Source organism: Dactylosporangium fulvum (genome assembly GCF_025137375.1).
Taxonomy (GTDB): Bacteria; Actinomycetota; Actinomycetes; order Mycobacteriales; family Micromonosporaceae; genus Dactylosporangium; species Dactylosporangium fulvum.
Genome location: NZ_CP073720.1, coordinates 3570268 through 3594606, shown reverse-complemented (window position 1 = coordinate 3594606; position 24339 = coordinate 3570268). Strand labels below are relative to the sequence as shown.

General features: G+C 67.4%; 25 protein-coding genes and 1 tRNA gene. 18 read left to right on the top strand and 8 right to left on the bottom strand.

The annotated features are described in order from the left end of the window. Positions 1-49 precede the first annotated feature (49 nt). Positions 50-1351, bottom strand: coding sequence for a M20/M25/M40 family metallo-hydrolase (locus tag Dfulv_RS16525; RefSeq protein WP_259863968.1), 1302 nt, complete (start codon positions 1349-1351; stop codon positions 50-52). A gap of 112 nt (positions 1352-1463) precedes the next feature. Here Dfulv_RS16525 and Dfulv_RS16520 point away from each other — a divergent pair, with 112 nt between their 5' ends. The 6 genes from Dfulv_RS16520 to Dfulv_RS16495 all read left to right on the top strand — a co-directional run bounded on the left by Dfulv_RS16520 (position 1464) and on the right by Dfulv_RS16495 (position 4413). Further along, the gene (locus Dfulv_RS16520) at positions 1464-2075 is read left to right on the top strand and encodes a hemerythrin domain-containing protein (RefSeq protein WP_259863964.1); all 612 of its coding nucleotides are present in this window, start codon (positions 1464-1466) and stop codon (positions 2073-2075) included. Positions 2076-2119: 44 nt separating this feature from the next. Next, positions 2120-2266: a GPGG-motif small membrane protein gene (locus Dfulv_RS16515; protein WP_259863962.1), complete on the top strand. Its 147-nt coding sequence runs from the start codon at positions 2120-2122 to the stop codon at positions 2264-2266. Between the two features lie 154 nt (positions 2267-2420). After that, positions 2421-2506 (top strand) — tRNA-Leu (locus Dfulv_RS16510). Positions 2507-2650: 144 nt separating this feature from the next. Next, positions 2651-3124 carry a hypothetical protein gene (locus tag Dfulv_RS16505; RefSeq protein WP_259863961.1) on the top strand — a complete coding sequence of 158 codons (474 nt, stop codon included), beginning with the start codon at positions 2651-2653 and terminating at the stop codon, positions 3122-3124. Further along, entirely contained in the window at positions 3114-4133 is a 1020-nt protein-coding gene (locus Dfulv_RS16500; protein WP_259863960.1) for a tyrosine-type recombinase/integrase, read from the top strand. Before Dfulv_RS16505 ends, Dfulv_RS16500 begins: the two co-directional genes overlap by 11 nt. A 52-nt stretch (positions 4134-4185) precedes the next feature. After that, the gene (locus tag Dfulv_RS16495; protein WP_259863959.1) at positions 4186-4413 is read left to right on the top strand and encodes a hypothetical protein; all 228 of its coding nucleotides are present in this window, start codon (positions 4186-4188) and stop codon (positions 4411-4413) included. A gap of 290 nt (positions 4414-4703) precedes the next feature. Here the strand turns inward: Dfulv_RS16495 and Dfulv_RS16490 are convergent, their stop codons facing one another. Beyond that, the gene (locus Dfulv_RS16490; RefSeq protein ID WP_259863958.1) at positions 4704-5309 is read right to left on the bottom strand and encodes a hypothetical protein; all 606 of its coding nucleotides are present in this window, start codon (positions 5307-5309) and stop codon (positions 4704-4706) included. Positions 5310-6024: 715 nt separating this feature from the next. Between Dfulv_RS16490 and Dfulv_RS16485 the strand changes: the two genes are divergently transcribed. Then, positions 6025-7869 carry a hypothetical protein gene (locus Dfulv_RS16485; protein WP_259863957.1) on the top strand — a complete coding sequence of 615 codons (1845 nt, stop codon included), beginning with the start codon at positions 6025-6027 and terminating at the stop codon, positions 7867-7869. A 260-nt stretch (positions 7870-8129) separates the two neighbouring features. Then, entirely contained in the window at positions 8130-8801 is a 672-nt protein-coding gene (locus Dfulv_RS16480) for a DUF6308 family protein (RefSeq protein ID WP_259863956.1), read from the top strand. A gap of 90 nt (positions 8802-8891) precedes the next feature. Here Dfulv_RS16480 and Dfulv_RS16475 read toward each other — a convergent pair whose 3' ends face one another. Further along, on the bottom strand, positions 8892-9683 hold the full coding sequence (locus Dfulv_RS16475) for a hypothetical protein (protein ID WP_259863955.1): 792 nt from the start codon (positions 9681-9683) through the stop codon (positions 8892-8894). 268 nt (positions 9684-9951) lie between these two features. On the opposite strand from Dfulv_RS16475, the gene Dfulv_RS16470 reads away from it, so the two are divergent. The 3 genes from Dfulv_RS16470 to Dfulv_RS16460 all read left to right on the top strand — a co-directional run bounded on the left by Dfulv_RS16470 (position 9952) and on the right by Dfulv_RS16460 (position 12135). Continuing rightward, a complete protein-coding gene (locus Dfulv_RS16470; RefSeq protein ID WP_259863952.1) occupies positions 9952-10458 on the top strand; it encodes a hypothetical protein in 507 nt (168 codons plus the stop codon). A gap of 336 nt (positions 10459-10794) precedes the next feature. After that, a complete protein-coding gene (locus Dfulv_RS16465; protein WP_259863950.1) occupies positions 10795-11421 on the top strand; it encodes a hypothetical protein in 627 nt (208 codons plus the stop codon). Between the two features lie 177 nt (positions 11422-11598). After that, entirely contained in the window at positions 11599-12135 is a 537-nt protein-coding gene (locus Dfulv_RS16460; RefSeq protein ID WP_259863949.1) for a hypothetical protein, read from the top strand. Positions 12136-12327: 192 nt separating this feature from the next. Here the strand turns inward: Dfulv_RS16460 and Dfulv_RS16455 are convergent, their stop codons facing one another. Both Dfulv_RS16455 and Dfulv_RS16450 read right to left on the bottom strand, forming a co-directional pair. Beyond that, entirely contained in the window at positions 12328-13002 is a 675-nt protein-coding gene (locus tag Dfulv_RS16455) for a hypothetical protein (protein ID WP_259863948.1), read from the bottom strand. 131 nt (positions 13003-13133) lie between these two features. Then, on the bottom strand, positions 13134-13979 hold the full coding sequence (locus Dfulv_RS16450) for a dienelactone hydrolase family protein (protein WP_259863947.1): 846 nt from the start codon (positions 13977-13979) through the stop codon (positions 13134-13136). A 98-nt stretch (positions 13980-14077) separates the two neighbouring features. On the opposite strand from Dfulv_RS16450, the gene Dfulv_RS16445 reads away from it, so the two are divergent. The 3 genes from Dfulv_RS16445 to Dfulv_RS16435 all read left to right on the top strand — a co-directional run bounded on the left by Dfulv_RS16445 (position 14078) and on the right by Dfulv_RS16435 (position 16341). Then, entirely contained in the window at positions 14078-15046 is a 969-nt protein-coding gene (locus Dfulv_RS16445) for a GlxA family transcriptional regulator (RefSeq protein WP_259863946.1), read from the top strand. Positions 15047-15233: 187 nt separating this feature from the next. After that, a complete protein-coding gene (locus tag Dfulv_RS16440) occupies positions 15234-15851 on the top strand; it encodes a hypothetical protein (protein WP_259863943.1) in 618 nt (205 codons plus the stop codon). 205 nt (positions 15852-16056) lie between these two features. Further along, on the top strand, positions 16057-16341 hold the full coding sequence (locus Dfulv_RS16435) for a hypothetical protein (protein WP_259863942.1): 285 nt from the start codon (positions 16057-16059) through the stop codon (positions 16339-16341). A 266-nt stretch (positions 16342-16607) separates the two neighbouring features. Here the strand turns inward: Dfulv_RS16435 and Dfulv_RS16430 are convergent, their stop codons facing one another. Next, on the bottom strand, positions 16608-17336 hold the full coding sequence (locus Dfulv_RS16430) for a hypothetical protein (RefSeq protein ID WP_259863939.1): 729 nt from the start codon (positions 17334-17336) through the stop codon (positions 16608-16610). Positions 17337-17783: 447 nt separating this feature from the next. Between Dfulv_RS16430 and Dfulv_RS16425 the strand changes: the two genes are divergently transcribed. The 4 genes from Dfulv_RS16425 to Dfulv_RS16410 all read left to right on the top strand — a co-directional run bounded on the left by Dfulv_RS16425 (position 17784) and on the right by Dfulv_RS16410 (position 22469). Next, complete coding sequence (locus Dfulv_RS16425) at positions 17784-18317, top strand: hypothetical protein (RefSeq protein WP_259863938.1); 534 nt, start codon at positions 17784-17786, stop codon at positions 18315-18317. 96 nt (positions 18318-18413) lie between these two features. Then, positions 18414-19844: a hypothetical protein gene (locus Dfulv_RS16420; RefSeq protein WP_259863936.1), complete on the top strand. Its 1431-nt coding sequence runs from the start codon at positions 18414-18416 to the stop codon at positions 19842-19844. Positions 19845-20498: 654 nt separating this feature from the next. Beyond that, positions 20499-21134, top strand: a complete 636-nt coding sequence (locus Dfulv_RS16415; RefSeq protein WP_259863935.1) for a hypothetical protein — start codon at positions 20499-20501, stop codon at positions 21132-21134. A gap of 133 nt (positions 21135-21267) precedes the next feature. Then, a protein-coding gene (locus tag Dfulv_RS16410) for an IS3 family transposase (protein ID WP_259867542.1) occupies positions 21268-22469 on the top strand; the annotation gives its coding sequence in 2 pieces (ribosomal slippage) (positions 21268-21559 and positions 21559-22469; 1203 coding nt in all). Positions 22470-22985: 516 nt separating this feature from the next. Here the strand turns inward: Dfulv_RS16410 and Dfulv_RS16405 are convergent. Beyond that, entirely contained in the window at positions 22986-23969 is a 984-nt protein-coding gene (locus tag Dfulv_RS16405; RefSeq protein ID WP_259863934.1) for a hypothetical protein, read from the bottom strand. After that, positions 23966-24322, bottom strand: a complete 357-nt coding sequence (locus Dfulv_RS16400; RefSeq protein WP_259863932.1) for a PadR family transcriptional regulator — start codon at positions 24320-24322, stop codon at positions 23966-23968. Before Dfulv_RS16400 ends, Dfulv_RS16405 begins: the two co-directional genes overlap by 4 nt. Positions 24323-24339: the final 17 nt, after the last annotated feature.

Here is a 24339-nt window from a genome sequence, read left to right as displayed (position 1 = left end):
CCCTGGAATCGATGTGAGTGTTGCCGGTCAGTGGGTCTTCGCGGGTGGGTCAGGACTGCTGCAGGAACCGGTCGAGGACTCGCACGCCGAACTGTAGTCCCTCCACGGGAACGCGCTCGTCAATGCCGTGGAACAACGCGCCGAAGTTCAGGTCGGCCGGCAGGCGCAGCGGGGAGAACCCGAAACAGCGAATGCCCAGCTTGTCGAACTGCTTGGCGTCGGTGCCGCCACTGAGCATGTACGGCACGGGAAGCGCGCCCGGGTCCTCGGCCTTGAGCGCGGCGGACATCGCCTCGACGAGCGCGCCGTCGAAGGTCGTCTCGAGGCCGGGCTGGCGGTGGATGTACTCCAACTCGATGTCGGGCCCGACGATGTCCCGCAGCTGCTGCTCGAAGATCTCGGACTGGCCCGGCAGGGTCCGGCAGTCGATGGTCGCCGAGGCCCGGCCGGGGATGACGTTGTCCTTGTACCCGGCGGCGAGGCGGGTCGGGTTGGCGGTGTTGCGCAGCGTCGCACCGATGATCATGGCGATCGGGCCGATCTTGCTGACGGCCGTTTCCGGGTCGTCGAGGTCGAGCTCGATGCCGAGGATCTCCGACACGTGCTCCAGGAACGCCTGCACTGTCGGGGTCATCACAATCGGGAAGCGGTGCCGGCCGACCCGCGCGACGGCCTCGGCGAGCGCGGTCACTGCGTTGTCATCATTGATCATCGAACCGTGGCCGGGGCGGCCCTTGGCGTGCAGGCGCAGCCAGTCGATGCCCTTCTGGGCCGTCTCGATCAGGTAGAGCCGCTGGTCGCCGCCCACACTGACGGAGAATCCGCCGACCTCGCCGATCGCCTCGGTGACACCCTCGAAGTGGTGCGGGTGCTCGTCGACGAGGAACTGCGCACCGTACGTGCTGCCGGCCTCCTCGTCGGCGAGGAACGTCAGGACGACGTCGCGCGGGGGCTTACGGCCTTCGCGACGCATTTGCCGCACCAACGCCAGGACCATCGCGTCGAAGTCCTTCATGTCGACGGCGCCACGCCCCCACAGATACCCGTCCTTGATCTCGCCGCCGAACGGGTGGACCGACCACTCCGAAGCGTCGGCGGGCACCACGTCCAGGTGACCGTGGATGAGCAGGGCGTCACGCGACGGGTCCTCACCCTCGAACCGGGCCACGACACTGGCCCGTCCCGGCGCGCTCTCGAGGATCTCGGGCTGGAGCCCGACCTCCGCGAGCTTCTCGGCCACGTATTCCGCGGCCACCCGCTCCCCCGCACTCGTGTCGAGGTCGCCGGTGTTGGTGGTGTCGATGCGCAGCAGATCGCGGCAGAGCTCGATGACCTCGTCGGTGGCGTCCATGCAGAAGTCATACCAGGCGGCACTGACAATTTGCCGGGCGGCCGGACCCCCGTTTCAGGAATCGTCGCCCCGGGTAATCCGCGGTCACTACACGTGATCGAGGAGGGTCGACGTGAACGCGGTTCCGCTCCCCCCGCTGCCGCCCGTCGCCGAGGAACTCGAGGTGCCCGGGCGCAGCATGCTGGACCTGCTCGACGAGGACCATCAGCTGATCGACCAGCTGTGCCACCGGCTGGCCGACGACGAGACGTCGCGGGACGTCGAGGACGTGTTGGTGGCCACACTGTCCCGGCATCTGTCCGCCGAGGAGCAATATCTCTATCCGACAGTACGGACTGTGCTGCCCGACGGCGAGCCGATCGCCTCCCGGGAGGTCGAAGCCGACGCAGAACTCCTGGTGGCACTGCGCCGTCTGCACACCACTCCCCGGCACGAGGCCGCCGCGCACCGCGCCGCCCTCGAGGCGGTCGCCGAGCATGTGCGCAAGCACACCCACCGCACCGCCGGGAAGGTGTTCCCCCGGCTCCGCGCGTCCTGCACCGACACCGACCTGGTCAGGCTCGGCAACCGGGTCGAGATCGCCCGCGGGTCCGCACCGACGCGGCCGCACCCGGGCACGCCCGCCACGCCGCCGCTCAACAAGCTCGTCGACCCCGCCGTCGGCGTCGTCGACAAGGTCCGTGACGTCCTCTCCGGCCGTACCACCTGGGCCGAGGACCTCTGACACGGACACGTTTATCAATCTTGCCCCGGAGGTATCAAACAGTCATGGCAACCATCCTGTGGATCATCGCGGTACTGATCGGCATCGCCGGTGTCGTCGCGCTCCTGCGCCGGCAGATCCTGTGGGGCATCATCCTCATCGTCGTCGCGCTGCTGGTCGGCCCAGGAGGGGTCAGCATCTTCAACGTCTAGACGTGGGTGGCCCATTTCCCCCCTCGGGCCACCCCGGCACAGAGGAGGCCTCGGCGAACTCTCACGCCGGGGCCTCTGTGCTGGTCCCAGGCGTGTCGGGACCCCGATTCGCCAAGATCTTCGGGGAGCGTGTAATGTGTTGCCTCGCAAGCAGGTCGAAGTGGCGGAATGGCAGACGCGCTAGCTTGAGGTGCTAGTGCCCGCAAGGGCGTGGGGGTTCAAGTCCCCCCTTCGACACCAGTTCGTGTGGGATTACACCAACATCACGTCAGGGCACGGCCGCCCACGGCGCTGGTGCGCTGCCGCATGCTCGGTGACTCGATCGGGTGACCAGCCCGTTTGTGGCACACGCCCATCGAGCGCGGCGCGGTCACGATGACCGCCATGAGACGCAGCGGACCAGCCGTCGAGCAGCTCATAGGCGCGCTGATCCCCAGGCCACTCCCCCGGCCCATCCCGACGCCAGCACCGCTGCCGAACCTCCCACCACCCCGGGCACCGACCGGTCCGAACAGAATCGAACTCGACGTGGCCCGGCTCGTCCGGGCCGGGCGCTGCTCGGCCCGGACGCTGCTGCACCAGCTGGACTGGCGCCCGGAGCACCGACTCGTCGTGGACGTCGCCGACGGCACGATCCTGATCCAACGCCACCCGGGCGGCCGGGTCCTGACGGACCCCCGCGGCGCACTCACCCTGCCCGCCGCGCCGCGACAGCTGTGCGGGATCTGTGGCGGCGACCGGATCGTGCTCGCCGCCGACCTCACCCGCGACCGTATGACCGTCTATCCGATGACGGTAGTGGTCCGGCTGCTCGCCGAGCACCATGCCCGCCTCGCGGACGGCCGCCGTGGTCGCTGACCCGGACCGCCTCACGGCAGCGTGGGCCGCGCTCGCCGAGCTCGGGATCACCCTCGCCGACCTGCAGCACGACGCACGACCACGACGGCCGACCTTCGACGAGTACCTGCCACACGTCGTCGCCGCCGCAGGACCCAGCGCCAAACGCGTCTACAGCACCTACTGGAACCGCATGGCCAACACCTGGGCCGGCCGCCCGATCGACGACATCGCCGCCAGCGAGATCCAGGCGCTGCGGCTCGTGATCGTCGCCACCGCCCGCAACCGCCGCAACAACCGCGGCGGCCGTTACGCCGGCGAACTGTTCATCGCCGCCGCCCGCGCCTACTACACATGCGCCGCCGACGACGGCCTCATCGACGCAGCCGACAGCCCCGCCCACCGCATCAGCAAACCCCGACGCCTGCCCAGCACCCGCCGCGCGCTGACCCCGGACGAGCTCACCGAGATCAACGTCACCGCCCGGACCACCGGCAACGACGTCATCCTCGACGCGCTCCTCCTGCGCCTGCACACCGAAACCGCCTGCCGCCGCGGCGGTGCCCTCGGCCTGCGCCTCATGGACCTCGACGCCGAACGCGGCCTCGTCATGCTGCGCGAGAAGGGTGGCACCGTCCGGTGGCAGCCGATCAGCCTCGACCTCGCCACCCGACTCACCGAACACGCCCACCTCCGCGGTGCCGTCCTGCCCACCGACGCGCTCCTGCGCTACCGCAACGGCACACCACTCACCAGCCGCCGCCACGACCACCTCTGGCACCGCATCGGCCAGCACCTGCCCTGGGTCGCCGCCCACGGCATCAGCACCCACTGGCTCCGCCACACCACACTGACCTGGGTCGAACGCCACTTCGGCTACGGCACCGCCCGCGCCTACGCCGGCCACACCGACAACACCGGACCAGCAACCACCACCTACATCCGCGCCGACCTCCAAGCCGTCGCCACCGCCCTCGCGGCGCTGACCGGCCAACCACACCCACTCGCACACACACCAACAATTAACTAGACGGTGGCCACCCACCGGCTTAACCACCCACCTGGCCTCAGACGATGGCTCCGTGCAACGGCCCGCAGGACAACGAACCGCGCGGATCGCGGCTAGATGGGTGATCTCGGACGGCTGGTTCCCGGCGAGCGCCATCGATGTCAACGACCTGGACAACGGCCCGTTCACCATCACCGTCGACCGGCCTGACACCATCACCTCGTGGGACATCGAGGCGTACGACCGCGGGCAAACCGAACAGGACACCCGCCTGCTCAGTCCGCGGCCGTTCACGTCCTGACCTGGGGCGGCATCCAGCTTCAGCCGCCGTGCGGCGTACCAGGAAGCGCGCCTGAAGCTGACGGCGGCGAGCCGGAGCGGTACCACGCCGGCGACGACGTGAGCCGCTCGGCGCCGCCAGCAAGATGAGATTTCCGGTCATCGGCACGAGCGCGCACCGTCGGGGCCGAGACGTCACCACAGAGCGTGACGATCTTCGGCTGGCCGGAACGCGACACCAGCGGCAGATCAGTGCGTGTGATCTTGGATGGAACAGTGCACCGGAGCTTGAGGCGGCCGTCCCTCGCGGTGTCAGGTCGCGCTGCGGGTCAGCGGCGCGGTGAACGCGAACGCGGTGTCGATGGTCGCGGTGAGGGCTGAGCCGTTCATGGTGTGTCTGGCGGCCCAGGCGGCGAACGCGGCGGTGAACTCGGTCAGGTCGCGGTGGACACCGTGGAGCAGGTCAGCGAGGTGAGTGCGGGTGAGGGTGAGGTACGGGCCGGACAGGATCGGGGCGTGGTTCTCCAGTGGTCCGGTGTCCTGCCATACGGTGACCCGGTCGCCGATCGACATCTTGGGTGTCGGGTCATGGCCGAGCCAGGGCGGTGTGTTGTCGTCGAGGGCGCGAGCCCAATCGCGCCAGTCCTCCAGGCCGCAGCAGCAACCTGGGGTGATTACGGTGTTGGTGTCCGTTAGGGTCAGCCCACCCGGCGCGATCAGGTGTTTCGCTGTGGCCAGCTCGCCGGGCGGGATGTTGTTGGAGCTGGCGACGACGGCGGCGAACAGCCCGACCTCGAGGTCGTCGCAGGTGCCGTCGAGGGTGAGCCAGGTGCCGGGTTCGCGCGTGGCAACGGGCCACTGCACGGGATCCGGTGCCGTGAAGGGGATCTCCAGGACCGCCCGCAACGTCATGGCCACCTGTGGATTCTGTGATGCGGCAGGGGCCGTTGTCATCCGTCAGCGGCGGATACCATGGCCATACCCCACCCTCGGTCTTCCGTCCGGGCACCGGCGCGTTGTCCTTTCTTGGCGGTCGCTCAAACGCCGTCGGCGGCAGATCCGAGCGGACACCAAAGAGACCTTCGCCGATGAGGTCGGAATGCCCGACATAGTCGATTCCCCGGGTGCGCTCGATGTGACTTCTGACTTCCCGTTGCTTGCGCTGCGCGCTCTTCTCGATGGTGAGATTACGTATGGGCCGGTGACCGCAGACGCAAGTGCTGCCCTCCCATCGTCCGGTACGGGCATCTCCAGCGGACCTGCCAGCACGTGGATCGCGGCATGAGAGCGTGGCTCGGAACCGACATGCATCCGGCGATCACAAGTACGCTTGGCGGGTGCGCCGGGCAAAGGCGGATGGGAAAGTCCGTTACTAGCTTTTTGGCTAACGACCGCAAGGTATGAGCCGGTTCGAGTCCGGTAGCCCGGCGCGCCTGGTCAGCGGCATCTCCGGACGTCGAGTGTCAGGAAGTTCCGCCGGGGCCATCTCGTCGGCCAGTCGCCGCAGCCGCCGCACCTCTTCGATCAACTCGCCGTCGGACGGCACCATGAGGATCGTCAAGCCCTGGGGCCGGGGGTTGGATGGTCTCGTGGCGGATTGCTGTGGTGGCTTGGTGGCGGTCATGATCGCCGTGTGACTCTGGCCGAGATCGACGTTGCCCGGTTGCTGCTTCGGGCGCGGGAGGTGTGTGCTGCCGCGCATGCCGAGGGCTGGCTGACGTCGCCGGTGGTGGATTCGCCGTTGCGGCAGGCGGTCCGGCGGCTGGCCGACCTGCTCGGCGGGGAGGACGACCGCCATGGGGTGCCGACGGTGGACGACCTGGTGTCGTTCGCGTGTGCGGTGTCTGACGACGGGTACCGCGCGTCGGCGCTGTCGGACCTTGTGCCGTATGTCGATGAGGAGCAGTTGTCGACGCTGCTGGCGGCTGGTCACGCGATCGACGAGGAGTATCAGCGGTGCCGGGTGTTCATGGCGGTGGCCCCGCGTGCCTCGGCCGGGCAGTTGGCCGGCATGGTCACAGCCGTCCGCGGGTGGACGCTCGCCCGGGACCGCATGTTCGGGTTCGTGTCGCTGGTGCCGTACCTGGTCGGCGCCGACCGGGCGGCCGTGATCGACGCGGCCCTGGACGCCATCGAGGAGAACGATTGGTTCTATTTCGTGTCCGAGACAGTCGGACAGTTCGCACCGCACCTGACCTCAGCCGAGCTGGACCGGGCACTCGCCGCCGCGGCCCGGGCAGTGGCCGATGAGCAAGATCGGTCGAATCTGCTGACCCGGTTCCCATCGCTTCGACCAGCCGCATGGTGGGCCGAGGCGGTGTCCGCGGCGGCGACCATCAAGGACGGGAACCTCCGCGCGGTGACGTTGAGGGACCTGGCGAAGCAGGCGCCTGTCGAGCACCTGGACGCGGTGCTCGCCGCGGCCCACGCCATCCGCAACGGCGGCGCCCGGACCCGTGCGCTTGCCGAGATCGCCCTGCACCTCGCCGAGAGCCGACGCCCGGAGGTGATCGACGCCGCGCTCGCTTCGCTGCTCGCCACGCCGGTCCGCGACGGGCTGCGCCGCCTTGCGCGGGGCGCGCTGCTACCGCTGCTCAACCACGACCAGGTCGCCACGATCATCGACAGCGACTCCCGGAAACGGAACGAGGGCGGAACGTGGTTGGAAGCGGTGGCTCCGTACGCCGCACCCGAACACCTCGTCACCGCCGTCACTGCCGCGATCGCACCACACCAACTCGGGGACCCGCTGCCCGACCTACCGATGGGAATGCGCCACGGATTTCCACGGATCGTCGAGTACCTGCCTGCCAGCCACCGCAACCTCGCAGCGCTCAGCGCCGTCTCCATACGCGACCAGATCGGTGTCGGTGAACACCTCTGGGCCGAGAACCTGGCGCTGGTCGCCAAGTACCTCACACCCGCTCAGCTGGACCAGGTGCTGGCCTCGATCGACCCGAACGGCGAACCCTTCGCGGCCGGCAACGCCATCGAGCACCTCGCCGCGCACCTGGACCACGGCCAACTCGACACCGCCCTGACCACCGTCCTCACCATCGACGACGAAGAAGGTCGCGGTCAGGCAATGGCCGGCATCGCCCCACACCTCGCCGAGGACCAGATCGGACGGCTGGTCGCCGCCGTGCTCAACCTGCGCGATCCGCGGATCCTCGCCGAAACCCTCACCACGGTCCTGCCACACACACCCGCCGAGCAGCAACCACTACTCGCACAGACCGTACTGACCGCCGCATCCGCCATCGACGATCCCAAGGACCGGGCCGGACGTCTGCTCGCACTGGCCGCAACACACTCCGGCACCCACCGCGACACCGCACTGGCCCGCGCCTTCACCGCGATGACCGCCTTGCCCGACGCCAACGCCCAGGTACGCATGCTGGACCTCATGACCCCGCTCGTCGCCACCGAACACCACGACGCAACAACCACCAGCCCGCCCCGACCAGCAAACCCCTGACTCGACAACTACCGAACGACCCACACCCTAGCGACAAACACGACCGAACCGTTCCCAGAACATCGATCCGTCGCAGGCGTCGCCAGTGCATCCGGCAGCGCCTGCAACTCTCGGCAAGAAACATACACACTTCGTCCGTGGGCGCCGACCATCTGCGTGCCGGGCGTGATCTGGCTCAGGGAGTCGGAGTGAGCGGATCGCGGCAAATCCGTGCACCGGCGGCGACGATAGCGCACGACTGGAGCCGATAGCATGCGGCGATGCCGGAGAAGCTGATCGACATTGCTGAACGTGAGGGCGTGGTCCATCTCGAGGCGTATTTTGCACCGAGGGCGTACACCGGGCAGTGGTTCGAGACCTTCGCAGGTGGCGGCGACCGGGCCGAGACGCGGGATCGGATAACCGCGGAGGACCTGTACGCGGTGGAGGCACTCAACGTGCAGGTTCCGTTTGTCGTCGGCAGAGACCTGATCGAAGGACAACTTGGCCGCGACGTCGGCTTCCATCTACGGGAGATTCCTACTGATGTCGAGCTCGGCGGTCGTGGTGGCGGCGAGTTGGTCGCTGACAACGGACACGCTGATCAGGCATGGCGGCTGTTGAACAATCGGAACGAGAAGACCGGCGTCGGCTGGGTGATCGCCGGGAAACTGCTAGCTCGTAAGCGGCCGAAGCTCATCCCTGTTTACGACTCAATCGTCAGTTGCCAGTTTAGAGCGTCGCAACACGTATGGATGAAGCTCCACAGGCGGCTTGCAGAGAATGAGGGCAGCCTTCGAGCCGTGCTCGCTGCGGCTCGCGCGACCGTCGGCGCGGACGACAAGGTGAGCGTCCTGCGGGCACTCGATGTCATCCTGTGGCGGCGACACGTCAAGGACCACTGGCGAGACAAGCCGGCGGCCTGCCCGAAGCGAGGAACCGTGGAGCTCTGATCGGCCTTCCAGTCTCAGCATTCTCCCTAGCCACCGGTGATTTCACAGACGCACGACCCTAATAGCGCAGCTGAGCGCGGTGCGGTGTGGCTACTCGGGCTGACATGCAGTTAGGACCCGGTCAACGATCACCGAAAACCCAAGATAGAGGTGACTCAGCCCGACGATCGCGTCGAGAAACTGCATCCGGCTCAAAGCGGCGCTGGCTTTAGTAACACCCAGGGCCTCATACGTCGCCCGATCATCGCCCCAATGGATAAGGTCGCCATAATTGAAGATCTGAATGGTTTCTCTTGGCGACCTTCCACCCTCGCCCTGAACGGGTTGGTCCGTGGCGCCCATCTCATCGTAATGTCTGCGTAGAGCGATCGTCTTCAGGGGCGCATTAAGTAGCTTCGCGTTGGCCGACCGCCACTCTTTCAGTATGGCAGCCCTCACGTCGTGGTCAGCATCGACTGTCTCCCGGTTGCGGCGCCCAATGATATTCCTGACGGTACTAAAGCTGGCCGGCTCGGAGTCGGAGAAGAACTGTCTGAACATGACACTGAAGCCGGCGGTTACGTCGTGCGGGGAGAATCGGGTAATTACGGACTCATCTTGCCCTGAAGGGGTATTTTTGACCCGAATTGTTACCTCTTCCTTGGCGCTCAGCAGGGTTGTGGAAGCGAGCCTCCTTGCGGCTGACGAATATCGCTTGAGTGCTGCTATATCTCCGCTGTCTAAGAGCGTGAGCGGAGGGAACAAGGCTGGATCCTCAAACCGGAAGGCAAAGTACATGAATTTCCACTGGAAATAGAATGCTTCCGGTTCCGGCGCCAATTCAGCCAGCGGCGGATGATAGGGGATCTGGATAACCTCATTTGCTGCTGTGCTCAATTCCATGTTGCCTCCGTGACAGAGTCGACCAGTCCAGCATCGCCTCAAGCAAACCCACATCTTAACGATCGGCGCCGTCTGCAACTACGGCGCTTGGCCGCTCATCCGCGAGCCTCTTCGGGAAGATCCGGGGTCAACCTTGCGGACGCGCTCATCGGCCAGGACCGGAGCCGCAGCCTCACCGTGCTGGTCACTCGCTGTGACGTGCATGGACCGGCCGCCGCGCACCAACGGCGGCAGATGAGTGTGCCAGCGCCTGTGACATTCTTTGCGGATGGCAGGACCGGTCTCGTCCATCGATCAGGTTCCGTTGGGCGACGTGCTTCCGATCGCCTTTAACGCAGTCGAAGGTGATCTGTGGCGACTGGCTCGCGACCTGGAGGCCCACCAGGCAGCCGCCGGCCGCACCATTTGGCATTGGTGGTTGGACCGTACCGAACGTCCGCCGACGCTCGCCGAGCGCGAGTCTCTGACGATCGTCAGCGGGGGCGTCATGTTGTACGACTCTGGCGTGGACTGGCTCGAACTGGATCTCGACATCGGATGGGGTCCGGAGCTCACCGTGACGGCGTCGGTTCACGTTGCGTGCTGGTGCGCCGAGAACCACAACGCGCACTACGTCCTTGAGGCGTGCTGGCCGGTGGCGACCGCTCACGACCTGATCGAAGGGTTCGCTGCCGGGACGGCGATACTCACGGAAGTTCTGAACACAGCACCATTCGACCCGAGCATTTGGCGCGTGCAGGCCGGCCTGCCGGACGCACCCGGAGCAACGTCATGAATGATGCCGCTCATCGGTTTGGAGCGTTTGCCGGGCCGGACGGCCCGGGCCGACTTGGTCATCCACGGAGTCTGGCAATCGCCAGTGTGACCAGTCAGCTGTCGGCATCGACCCCAGCGGTCGAGCAGAAACACCGACCAACCCAAGATTCACCCGACCCTTCGCGGCACGACTTGCACGCGGTCGACCCGACCGCGCACTCCCGTCGTACCACCTCACCGTCTGCCGTAAGTGAAAGTCGCGTGCGCGCTCATCCGCAGGACCGGAAGCCGCAGCCTCACCACGCTGGTCACACGGAGTGACGTGCACGGACCGTCCGCGCGCACCAACGGCGGCATGAGCGCGCAGCTGATCAAGCGGTTCTACGATGTGTTCGTGACCGAGGACCGGGCGCCGCTTTACTGGGATCCGATGCCGTACGTCAGCGCGGTGTTCGCAGCGCAGCCGCAGGACGGCCTGTGGCGGGGGCGTGATGCGACGTTCCAGGGCAAGTGGTCGGAGCGCAACTGGCGCAATGTGCCCGGCCCGTTCTACGGCGCTGAGACTGACAACTGCTGGGTAGGCCGGCTACACGCGCCGCGCCATGTGCTGTACGGCGACGATATCGACTACGAGCAGGAGTTCCTCTACCGTCAGCCGCGCAGCATTGAGGAGCTCCGCGCCGTCATCTTCGCGGCCCGAGAGGATCCGTGGGCCGGCTGGGCCTGCGACGGCGACGCGCACTGGACGCCAGCTCTCGTCAGGCAATGGTGGCGCGACCGCGCCCGGCTCCGGGAGTGGATCACGACCAAACATCGGTGCTGGAGCGACTCCGATCGCGCCGACGAACGAGAAGCGGCCACTGGCCTGGCCGACTACCTGACCTATCTCGACGGCGACCTGCACGGCGACCTGCAGGTCTACAGCTACTTTCTGGACAACCACATCAGCCCGGCCCAAGGTGACCGGCTACCCACGCTGTAAGCGCGGACAGCCCCGCGGCACCGATCCTTCATCGCGGCAGAAGTGCGTGGCCCAAGCCCCCGCGACACGTCGAGCATTTGGTGCCGTGCGTGGAGGCATGACAGATGCCTGTGGATGGGGAAAGATCCGTCGGCATGACAGTAGGCGTTCCGTCGCTTACGAGGTCTGGAGGATCGCGTGCAGATTGCCTTGCTGGCAGCAGTATCCGGACTAATCGGAATCATCCTGGGTCGGTTCTGGGACACCCGCTCGGAGTCTCAGCGCTGGCGCCGCGACCAGCGGGTGCAGAGCTACCAAGCAGTGGCCGGCGAGTTCTATCGATATCGGGACTCGATCCGTGAGCTGAGCCGCGCACCTCGCTCTGGACCTGTGTACAACGAAAAGCTTGCGGAGGTCAGCAAGCTGCGCACCGACTGGAACCGCAGTTTGGCCACGCTTTGGCTGCACGGCTCAGAACGGGCGGCGGCGTGTGCCCTGTCCGTTGACAACCAGTTGAGCAAGCTGAGCGCTCGGGCGATGAACGAGGGCATCCCTGACGGCCATTGGCCGACGTACCGCGAGCCGGCGCTGGTGGCGTATGACGACTTCGTCGATGCCGTCCGGCATGATCTCAGCCTTTCGCCGTTGACGGTGTTGCGGGCTGGGGCTGCTACGCGCTCCTTGGGACTGTCGACAGACCCGACTGCTCCGAACCCACCCACCGAGGGCGAGTAGACGTACTCATCTCGGCAGGACAGGAAGCGTCGGCCACAGCGAGCCGTTGACGGTCCGTGACCAACCACGGTCACCCCAGCCGCGACCGCGCACCAACGGCGGCATGTCCGTGCAGCTGATCAAGAGAACGTGATTCGCCTTATGCCGCCTGCCGTGCCGCGCCACACCAATCCACGAGACGCGCCCTGTACCTCACCAAAGGGTGCCGGTGGTGCGGATGATGTCGAGTTGGACCCAGACGGCGTGGCTTGCCGCGAGCAACGCGACGGCCGCGCCCGCGAACGTCCACCAGCGGTGCGGGCCGGGGCCGCGGCCGAGCAGGGTGGCGGTCAGTGCGGCAGCGAGCAGGACCTCGGCGACCCCCTCGAGCCAGGCCCAGCCGGCGCCGAGGGTGTAGACGCGCACGGCAGCGACCGCGCCTTGTCCGGCCAGCAAGGCGAACGAGCAGCCTGCGACAAGCGCCGCGACAGTAGGGCCGCTCCGGCGGATGGCCTGGCCGAAGAGGCCCAGCACCGTCCCGCCGGCGACAGCGGCGGCGGTCCAGAAGGCAGTCGCCGTCAGTACCGACACCAGGCTCGACGCGCCGGAGAATGCATCGCCGTCGGTGACGGCATCCCGCCAGCGGTGGCCGTCGACGAGAATGATGCCGTAGTAGACCAGCGTGGCGGCGGTGAGAACGGCGACCGCTGCGCCGATCGCGCTGCGCCGGTCCCGGGACGCGAAGCCGAAGGCCAGGCCGGCTGCGCCCCAGGCAAACACGCTGCTCGACAGCAGCAGCATCACGATGGCGAGCAGGCCTTGGCAGAAGTCGGCGGCGTAGGCGAGAGCACCCAGGACCACACCCACCGAAGCCGCCCGCCACCACACGGAAGGTGATGCTACGCAACGACTCTCGGTGCTGCGGGTACCTGTCACGGCGAACCCGTCCATGACCCGCGGCCACGAAGCGTGACGATCTCCAGTCAGCCGCCGCGCGAAGTCTGCGGCATGAGAGTACGTCAATGCGTCTCATGCCCCCTCGGATCGTCGTGGCCGAGCCGTTCGGCAAGGAAGGCCAGGATCTCGTCTCTGGCGCGCAGTGTGGGGTGTCCCTGCTGGTCGACGAGATGGGCTGTGACGACGCTGTGGGGGCAGCCGACAACATCACGGAAGAACGGGGGTGGCTCGGGGTTGGCCGTCTCGCCCGGGATGACGCGTCCGTCGAACGCGTCGCCCAGGAGCGCCTGGTAGGCGGCGAACCGTTGGCCGGTGCACCACCGGTCGTTGTCGAAACGGTAGGCGAGCACCGTCAGCCCATCACGCTCGATGCGCTCGCGCACCATCGCGGCGTCCTCGTCGCTGATTTCCAGTCCGGCGGGGTCGTCCAGTGGCAGCGAGGGATGGTTGACCACAGGCGCGATGACGGCCGGTTCGAGAGTCATGGTGAGCGCGAAGTTGCCGGTGAAGCACAGCCCGATCGCTCCCACGCCGGGCCCGCCGCACTCGGCCAGCGCCGTCCTGGCCAACCCCCGGAGCCAGGCCGTGATCGGGCTTGTGCCGCCACCGGCAAACGCGCGGAACTCGGCGCTGACGCAGGCACGGCGGACGACCTTCTCACCGTCGGCGGTGCTGGGGAAGGCGCCATCGATACCGAACAGCGACGGAAGGTAGACCGTGAATCCCGCGTCTCGAATCCAGCGCGCCAGGCGGACGACGTCCGGGCTGATGCCGGGCATCTCCGGCATCAGCACGACAGCCGGCCCGGACCCGCCGACGTAGACGGTCTTGCTGACGCCCTCGGCGTCGATAAGCCGCGTCGAGAAGTCCGCGAGAGCGTCGTCCGCTTGCGGTTCAGTGATCGCCATAGCCGTATCGTCGGGCGGGAGAGTCTGGGCCGGCCAGGGGCGAGATCGCCACATGTCCGGGTAATCTCGCCACCATGGTGGCCCCGCTTCGTGTAGGTGTGCTCGCGTATCCCGGATGCTTCGCGTCGGAGGTCTTCGGCATTCCAGACCTCCTCACGATGGCCTCGCATATCGCCGCGGCCAACGCGACCAGGGATCCGCTGTACGACGTGTCGATCCTGTCGCCGCGGCGGCGCGTGGTCGCCTCCGGCGGCGTGGCGATCGCAGTTGTGCCGGTGCGGCAGGTCGATGTCCTCGTCGTACCCGGGTTCGAGCTGTACCCCAGACTTGACCTGGACGCAACGCTCACGTCGCTCGGGCCCGAGATCGAGACCATCAGGTCCAGCTCGCAATCGGGAGTCGCGCTGGTGTCGATCTGTGTCGGCGCGTTCCTGCTGGCCGACGCCGGCCTGCTCGACGGGCGAGAGTCGACGACCTCATGGCTGTTCGCCGACCGGCTCGCAGACCGTTGCCCTGGCACCGACGTCAGACCGGAGAAACTCGTGGTCACCGACAGCGGGGTGACCACGACAGGTGCGTTCAGCGCGATGTACGACTTCGCCCTCGGCCTCATCCGTGAGCACAACGGCAGCCGCGTCGCCCGCGCCACCGCGCGTGTCGCGCTCGTCGACGACGCGCGGCCGAGCCAGGCTCCGTACGTCGACGCGGAGCTGTTGCCGGCCACCGGCAGCCACTTCTCGCAAGGCGTCAAACGCTGGCTGGACCAGAATGTGCGGGAGCGCTACGACCTCGGGCTGCTCTCCGCGACGTTCCACGTCAGCACACGAACCCTCCTGCGGCGGTTTCGCGGCGAGACCGGCCAGACCCCGCTCGGATACCTGCAGGCGCAACGGGTGCGCATGGCGAAACACCTGCTCGAGACCACTGAGCGGACAGTCGCCAGCATCGCCGCCGATGTCGGCTATCGCGACTCCGGGACGTTCAGCGCCGTCTTCACCCGCCTGGCCGGGCACCGGCCGCGGGACTACCGCGCGGCGTTCGGGCGAAGCGCCGAACCCATCTCCTGACGAACCGAGGCACAACGTCCGCCCATCGGCCAGTTGAGGACGTCCTCGACTCATTGCGCCGATTACCGAGCGTTACGAGCGGCGACCTGCTGCGCGCACCAACGGCGGCATGAGCGTGCACCGGACAGCGGTCAATGCCGACGCGACGGGCCGGTACAGCAGGTGCGAAATCCGTATGATCCGCGCTGTGGAGAGCATGCCTAGAAGATGGCCCGGGGACGAGTCGATGTCCGGATGGCGGTCCAACTTTGTGCCCGGGCCGGAGCAGTTGCGTCGCCAGCGGTCCAACCTGCTCGCGCTGGTGGGTCGACGGCTCCAGGCCGGCTGGGTCGGCTGGGGGCTGGCAAGGGACAGGTGGCAACCGGTTATCCCGGTGGTGCTGGTGTTCGACGGCGGTGTGCAGCTGGAGCTCGCCTGGGACGGGGCCGACCGATTGTCGGTCAGCTGGAACACCATCGATCTGGGGACGGCGTTCACCTTTGTCGGCCAGCCGCACGAGTGGCGATCGTCGCACCCGCACGCGTTCGCTGCGGCTGCCGGTCGCGTGCTGACCGGATGGGCGGTGACCGAGAACCCGTACTTCACCGTCGACCTGGATTTTACCGGCGAGTTGCCGATGGATCTGGTTGCCGGCTGGAGCATGGCAGGCTTGTGGATCGAGTTCGGGGATGTCGGCCTGCATGTTTTCAGTGGTGCCGATACGACGTACGTCTCGGACGCACCCATGGCGCATTACCGTGTGACGCATCGGCAGCTTCAGGAGGAGGACGCGGAGGCCTCCGGAGACCCAACCATCTCCAGTTGAGCACTCGCTCATCGGCATGAGTGCGCGCCACCTGGACTGCTCATCGGCTACGCGCAGTACATGGCTTGCCGACCTTATTGATCACGTTCAGGCCGACCGACGCACATGCTGCGAGGTGTTGCCGCCTTGCAGCGATCGGACCTTGGGGTGCAGTTAACTGTTCACGTCCGCGGCCCGGAAACCGGCACTGCTGGAGCGGGTACCCGTGCCGTACTACGTGTTTGACCGGCTGCACCTGGATGGCGTGTCGACGCTCGACCTGCCCTACACTCGGCGGCGGGAGCTCCTGGACAGCCTCGGCTGCCTACCGGAGCTGGCCAGCCCGCCGGGCGGGACCGGCGCAACCCCGGAGGCCGGACCAGCCGACACCGGCGCCCAGCCACCCGGGACTGCAGGGCCAAGCCAGCGCGGCGTCAGCGCCGCCCTGATCATCGAGCCCGACCCGACCGTCCGCCAGGTGCTGCTGTTCATCCGCGGCAGCCCCGTCTGACGCCTCCGCGACGAACGGCCCCCACCACGCTGGCGGGGGCCGTGCTAGCCGGAGCAGGCGAGGGCGCGGCGGCAGCCGACGGTGATCGCCTCCACATCAGCAACACCGCGAGGGCGATCAGAAAGGCCGCGCCGAATGTCATCGACTGGGGATCGGCCGGCCGAACGCTGGTGCCAGAGGCGAAATCGCTGACCTCCTTGGCGGGGACGAGAACCCTGCGGGGATGCCCCGGATAGGGATTGTTTGTGGTGATGCTTCCAGGCGGCTCAGAAGGGAGCCACGTCGGTGGGTCCCCGGTCTGCGCTCCAGATGTCGTTCCACAAGACCTTCTCTGCAACCGGGGCGGCAAGCGCCCGCAGCTCGGCGATGTCCTCACCCCATGACTCGAGGCTCTCGAACACCATGTCCCGGTCGCCCCATTCGGGGTCGACGAGGACCTTCTGCCGCACCAGTGCCACCACCCGCCCTCGATGCGCGGCAAGCTCCGGCGCGTCGAGCAGGCACACGGTGGTCGTGAGCGCCGCGTCGCTGATGACCGGGTCTGGGTCGGCAAGGCAGACCTGCACTGCGTCAAACAGTTCCGGCCGCAGTCGCTGCATCTGGCGAACCAGCGGAATCCCTTCGGTCCGCGAGTAACCGAACCATATCTGCCACCTGCTATCCGCGGCGTTGCCGACTGCATACGCCATCCCGGTCAGCCAATCCAGCAGCCTCGCCCGCAGGGGCCGCCTCCCCGGTTCCCACACAGGGATCAAAGGCTCGCCGAGCAGCACGGCGACGTACTGAGCGGCGGCAACCGTGGCGGAATACACGGTGCCTTGGTGAAACAGGTCATCCCAGAGGTGGTTCAGTGCACTGACGACCTCGGCACGACGTCCGGACGTCAACCCGGCGAGCAGGGAAGGTGTGTCAGACGCCCGCCCGCCGCCGTGCTCCAAGGAGGCCCAGTCGAACCGGTCAAGCAGATCATGCCGTCGGGAGGCATTGCTAACCACCCGTCAATAGTGTCACATACAGCCCGGTAATGACGACAGCTTGGGCTTCTCGAAAGAAAATGAATAGCCCGGCACCAACGCCGATTTGAACTTCGCTTGGTGCTTGTTTGCGCATGCACTCCATGTATTCGGGTTCACTCGCCACTTGAACCCAGCCTTGCCGATCCACAGGCCGAGCTGCACAGATGGCCGCCATGACGACCATTCTGGAAACCTCCTAGCTGCCCAAATACCCGGTTGATTCACCGTATCGACATTGCTAGACTTTGCACATGGACACGTGCTTCGGGCACGTATCCCACAAATGGGGGTCCGCGTCCCCCCTTCGACACCAGAATCCGGCACACATGCCGACTTGAGGGCTGCGTGTTCGAGCGCAATCGAGCACGCAGCTGTGGCTTTTCCGCCGCGCATTCGTGACATTTCGACCACGGTCCGGTGGTCGCGATGAGCGCCAGCTCGATCCGACCGGTCATCCCGTCCGCCCAGCCGCACCCCCGCGACTCGATCGCGGTGGCCGCCGCGGCACGGCTGCGCGGACCGTTGCCGCTCGCCCGGCTGACGGAGCGCCCCGCCGGCACTCTGCGTTTCGGCCTGGCCACGATCGACATGAACGGGCGGGTCGCGGACGCTGTCCTGTTCAAGGCCCCCGGCTGGACAACCGACACCCGGCTGCACATCCAGACCTGCGCCGACCTGATCGTCGTCGTTGCGGACGAGCGCGGCGTCTTTCGACTGGCGAAGGAGGCCACCGAGCGCTACGGCGCGCTGATGCTCGCGCCGCACGCCACCGCGAAGGACATCGGGCTGTTCGGCAAGAACGTGTGCAACACCAGCGCGCAGGTCGCCCAGAGCGGCTACGTGCTCGGCTTCGACGTGTACGACAACGACCACGCCGACGTGCTCACCAACCCCAAGTCGCAGTTCGACGGCCAGCGGCCTTGCAAAGGCCCTGCACCGCCCGCCGTCACCTCCGCATAGTCCAGGCCCCGCGGCTCGGCCGTCACATCGCCCCACTGGTCGTCCTCGCCCGTGTCCCCGGCGGCCCAGCGGGCGTACATCTCCCTGATCGCATCCATGCCCGTACCGACCGCCGACGTACCCGAAAGAAATCGCGGCGCGCCCAATTCGGCCGTTGAGGGTAGCGAGCGGGCAGGATCGATGGCTGGGCATCAACTCCAACACTCGGTGGAGGGTGATCGCCAACAGGCCGGTGCCGCGATGGCTGTCCGGGCGAGTGAGCCGGCCGCGTATCGATATAGCCTTGATCGTTACATCGATACAGGGAACATCGTCGTTCTCGAAACGGGCCACGCAGAACGCGTCAGACGGTCCCCTACCCGAAGGATTGCAATGGTGCTTGTGGATGCATCTGCCGAGGTCCGACTCTCGGCTGTCGTGATGACCCATCCGAGCCGTCGCCGGGCGGCCGAGGCATTGCGGGACCGGCATCCAGATCTCAACCTGACCATCGTCGAGGACCCCGAGCCGGCCGGCCCGCCCAGCGCGCTGCGCACCGCGCGGCTGGCCTGGGGTGCGGTCACCCCGGACGCGACGCACCACCTGGTGGTCCAGGACGACATGGAACTCGTCGAAGGCATCGCGGGGCTGGCGCGGCAGGCTGCCGTGGCGATGCCGGACCAGATCCTCAGCTTGTTCAGCGAGTGGGGTTCGCGCACCGCGCACGCCGTCCGGCTCGGCGCCATCGAGGGCGTCTCCTGGGTACCGGTGATCGACCCCTACATCCCGACGGCCGCTTTGCTGGTCCCGGCGCAGGTGGCGCGGGACCTGGCGAAGTTCCCGGCCGACGATTCGGCGCCGGATGATGTCGTACTTCTCGAATACGTGCGCGAGCACAATCTCGTGGCCTACGTGTCGATACCCAACCTGGCCGAGCACACGGGTTCGCAAAGCCTGGTCGGCAACGACACGTTCTGGGGGCCGCGGCACGCGGCGCTCTACGCCGGCCGACTGGACACAGTGCCGGCACTGGACTCGACCGTCTCGCAACAGACACTGGTACCCCATTTGTTGGTGTGGGACGGGTTCTCCCTCGCCCTGGTGCGCGACGCCTACGTCGACCCGACACGCAGCCAATGGTCGGCCATTCCGACCTTTCTCTATCTGGCCGAGCGTGGCGTCACCGTGCCGGACCTGCTGGCCTGGTTCGGCGAGGCGACCGCCGACCTGTTCAAAGACGGCGAGGTCCGTACCCTGGTCGGCGACTCGGTGGTGTTCCAGAGCTGGGTCAACCATCTCGCGTACGGGGTGGCCGCCGCCGAGGTGCTGCCTGACCTGGCCACCCTCACCGAGCGGATGAGCGATCCGGTGGTGATCGAGGGGATGCGTACTCTGGTACCCGGTATGTACCAACGCTTCCTGCCCGTGCCTTCGACGCTGCGGCTACGCGACATCATGGACGACTTCATCCGCGGCGCGATCCAGGTCGGCTTCACCGTCCCGGCACAACTGGCCGCCCGCGCTGCACTGGCGGCCGAGCCGTCCTGACCGTTGCCGGTCAATCGGCGTGCGCTCGGCCGGTCGTCAACCGGCCGAGCTTGCTGTTCAGTGCGTCTTTGGCGGGTGCACGTCGTCTTTGCAGGCCCGGCCCACCTTTCTCGCGCGGGTAACCGGCAGATCAACCGGGTGCTGCACATCATGGCCACCGTCCAGCTGCGCAACGCCACCCTCGGTCGCGCCTACTTCGACCGCAGAAAGGCAGCCGGGAAGACGTCCATGGAGGCGATGCGAAGCCTGAACGGCGGCTGTCCGACATCGTCTACCGCCAGATGATCAACGATGCCGTCGCAGCCAAAGCGACAGGCCCGGGAGGACACCGGGACACGTCTACAACTCCTGCGTGACCAGCTCTCATCCCCACACCGGCTCTTCGGAGAAGTCACTTCCCGGACCCGCCAACACCAAGCCTAAACCTCAGCCCTGGGCCACGTCTTGACACAGAGGGGAGCCAGAAGAGTTAGCCGGATCTTGGAGTGCCCCCACCGTCGACAGGGACGGTGCCCGGCGCTTGCTTTTCGACATGCCCCCATCCATGCTCGCCGAGCGCGACGTCCGGCTCCCGTACCTCCGCGCGGATGCCGGCTGAGGCTCGTACGGCGGCGTGGTCGCGCGCTGGCAGGCAGGCAGGAGAGGCTACCCGCTATGGGAAATTCGGCCGTCTATCTCATCCACACCAGCGATGACCTCGACGAGATGTATGCCATGGCCCAACGCCTTCTGGCCACCGCGCCGACCTGCTGTCAACCGGAAGTCGGTGTGCATGTCGAGACCGACTCGCACGACCTGGACCGGTACGTGGGCGTCGCCGCCACCGTCTGCCTGAGTCTCGACATCCCGGCCTACGTGGTGCGTCAGGCCGGAGCTGTGCTGGAGCCGTGTCTAGCACCAAATGACCTGCCGATGTCACGCGGGGATGGCGGCGGCGTACACCTGGCGACGACCCTGACAGTCGAAATGGCCGCCGCACTGCGGGAACTGCCGCCAATGAACGCTCATGTCTACCCACCTGACCACCCGCTGCCAAGCACGTTGGCTGACACGTTCCTCGGGCTGGTGCACATGGAGCAGGCGCAGATCTCGTGGATGACATGCTGGCCAGGCGTGCATCACGAGTCCGGGTTCGAGCTCGGCGTCAACGGTGCCGCGCTGTGGCACCGTCCGCCGCCTCCCGGCCACAGTCTCTACGTGCACGTGCCCCCGGCAATGCCCCAACTTGCCGAACACCTTGCCGCGGCGGTCGGTGGCGACATCCTCGGCGAGCCGGCGTTGGGCTGGTGAATGCCGCAGACGTCCGTCGCATCCGGCGTCGCGCCACGGTGGCGCCGACATCAGCTCGGGAGTTGGCCCCTGATCTTGGACACTTGAACCTGGGATGTTGATGGTCCCGGGAGATCAGGAGTCCTGGAACACGATGGTGAACAAGCACTACCCGCCCGACTTCAAGGCCGACGCGGTGGCGTTGTACCGGTCTCGGCCGGGAGCGACGATCGCGCAGATCGCCGACGATCTGGGCGTCAATCGGGAGACGTTGCGTAGCTGGGTTCGAGCCGATGACCAGCGGCGGGCTGGCGGTCCGATGGCTTCGGCGAGGCCGCAGCCGGCCGGTTCGGTCGAGGAGGAGAACGCGCAGCTGCGGCGACGGATCCGCGAGTTGGAGGAGGAACGCGACATCCTGCGGAAGGCGGCCCGGTATTTCGCCGGGGAGACGCGCTGGTGAACCGCTTCCAGTTCGTCGCCGACCATCAGCAACGCTACGGCGTGAAGCGGTTGTGCCAGATCCTCGGGATCCCCCGCTCGAGCTTCTACTACTGGCAGGCCACGGCGCCGGCACGGGCCGCCCGGGAGGCCGCGGACGCGGCTCTGGCGGTGCGGATCCGGGCGGTGCAGGCCGCGCACGACGGCACCTACGGGGCGCCGCGGATCACCGCCGAACTCAGCGACAGCGGGCCGCCGGTCAATCGCAAGAAGGTCGCCCGGGTGATGCGCCGCTACCGGATCCGGGGTCTGCGGCTGCGCCGGCGGGTACAGACCACGATCCCGGACCCGGCGGCGTCGAAGGCACCTGATCTGATCAGGCGGGACTTCACCGCCACAGCGGTCAACCAGCGCTATGTCGGTGACATCACCTACCTGCCTGTCGGTGAGCGCGGGTTCCTCTACCTGGCCACGGTCATCGATCTGCACTCCCGCCGCCTGGCCGGCTGGGCGATCGCCGAACACATGCGCACCGACCTGGTCATCGACGCCCTCAACGCCGCCCAACGCACCCGCGGCAGCCTGGACGGGGCGATCATGCACACCGACCACGGAGCCCAGTACACATCGAAGGACTTCGCTGAAGCCTGTACCGCGGCCGGCGTCCGCCAGTCGATGAGCGCGATCGGCAGCTCCGCCGACAACGCCCTGGCCGAGTCGTTCAACGCCACCTTCAAACGCGAAACCCTGCAAGGCCGCCGCGCGTTCACCGACGAACGCGAAGCCCGGCTGACCGCGTTCCGCTGGCTGCACCGCTACAACACCGTCCGCCGCCACTCCCGACTCGGACAGCAATCCCCGATCAACTACGAAAACAACATCCGAACAGCACCAGCTACGCTGGCGCCAGCCGCATAAACCCCGTGTCCAAGATCAGGGGTCAAGCCCCCTCAAACACCTCCGGAAGTCTTGGCCAGCCGACGAGAAACGAGCCATGGACGCGATGCGGTACTTCGGGCTGGTGGAACTCGCCGAGCTCGTGGCAGACCTCGTTGAGCACGATTTGGACGGTGACCACGGGTGCTGCACGCCGAGCGTTCCTGGAACTGCCTGATGCCGTCGACCGGATCCGTCCTGCCCTCTCCGCACTGTCGGTCGCGAAAGGAATGTATCGGGGGCACATCAGGGGCCGAGCCCGGATGTCTTGAGATTTGGAGGGTCACGGTTTGAGCCGGTTGAGGCAGCGTTCCACCAGGACCCGATCATCAGCAGACGGTGACGTGCCTACCCGCTGACCGGTCACGGGTCGGACCTCCTGGAGGCCGCGCGGTGTCGACCAAACCGCGATCGTGGAGTCGTGGTTGCTCGGCTCCGTCGGTGGAGCGCAATCGTGGCGCCACAACTGCACGATCGGCGGAGTTGTCGCACCTGGGCTCAGACGGTGCCGGGACCGTCGATCGCCCGCGGGGTCGGTCGTGACCGCAGGCGCCGCCGCGCGTGCAGTGTCACGAGCAGGACGAGTGCTGTCAGGCTGAGGACCGCCACGGTCATCGCGATCAGGGACGGCATCGACGCGTGGGTGCTGCGATTGTTCAGGGTCGCGAGCAGTGCCAGTTCGTTGACGAGGAGCAGCAGGAGCGGGCCGAGCAGGATAAGGGTCGGCCACCACGCCCGGCGGTCGCCGCGCACGGCGAGTGTGATGCCGACGCCCAGGTTCGCGAGGCCCAGCACTGCGGCCGCGGGCAACAAAAGCCCGACGGTCGGGTAGTACTCCGCCGGGCTGTAGCTCAGGGTGAACATCGCCGGCCAGGTGTACGCCGCGCTCGCCAGACCCACGACGGCTGGGGTGACACTGCGACGCCGGGGCATCGCCAGCGCGACCAGTCCCAGCGCGGTCATCGGCAGCAGGATCATGAGCGGCGGCCGGGCGAGGTGGAGTGCCGCCGACACCGGCGCGACGAGCACGGTCGCCGCCAGGGCCAGTGCGACCAGTGGCCGGGCGCGACCGGCGATCGCGGCGAGCGCGGCCAGTGCCCAGCATGCCCACACCACGACACCCGGCGACAGGAACGGGCCAAAGCTGCGGTACGGCGGCGGTGCGGAGTCGAATCCGCTGGAGTCCACCTGGGTCGATTCGACGAACGCGAACCAGCACACCGCCATCGCCGTGTTGAGCGTCAAGGCGATCGTCGCCGCGATCGGCAGTGCGGTTGTCAGGCCGCTCGCACCGGCCGCGCGCAGATGCTGGCGCAGTCCACCGCGCGCCAGATCGGCGGCGTCGGCGGGACTGGGCCACCGCCGGCCCGGGGCGGCCAGATCGAGATAGGTGTCGATGATCTCCTGGCCGCGTTCGGCCCGGTAGGCGGCGGGGTACACGCGCAACAGCATGCGATAGCGCCGCTCCAGCCGGCCGGTCACGCGAATCCTCCGGCGAGCCTGCGGGTGGGGCGTGCGTCGCGGGCCCGCAGCCGGGCTGTCGCCGCCGCCACGTTGGCGCGCAGCCGGGCGGTCTCCGTGCGCAGGGTGGTGTCACCCGCGTCGGTCAGCCGGTAGTACCGCCGGCGCCGGCCGGCGACGATCTCCTCGCCGCCCGGCTCGATGAGGCCGTCGTCGGTGAGCCGGTCGAGTGCGCCGTAGAGCGTGCCGGGCCGCAGGTCGAGTCGACCGCCGGAGAGCGCCGCCACCTCGCCGATGATCGCATACCCGTGTAGCGGTCCGGCCGCGAGCGCGGTCAGGATGAGAAACGTCGGTTCCTTAAGCGGTAGGTCCATGGCGGACAATATATCGG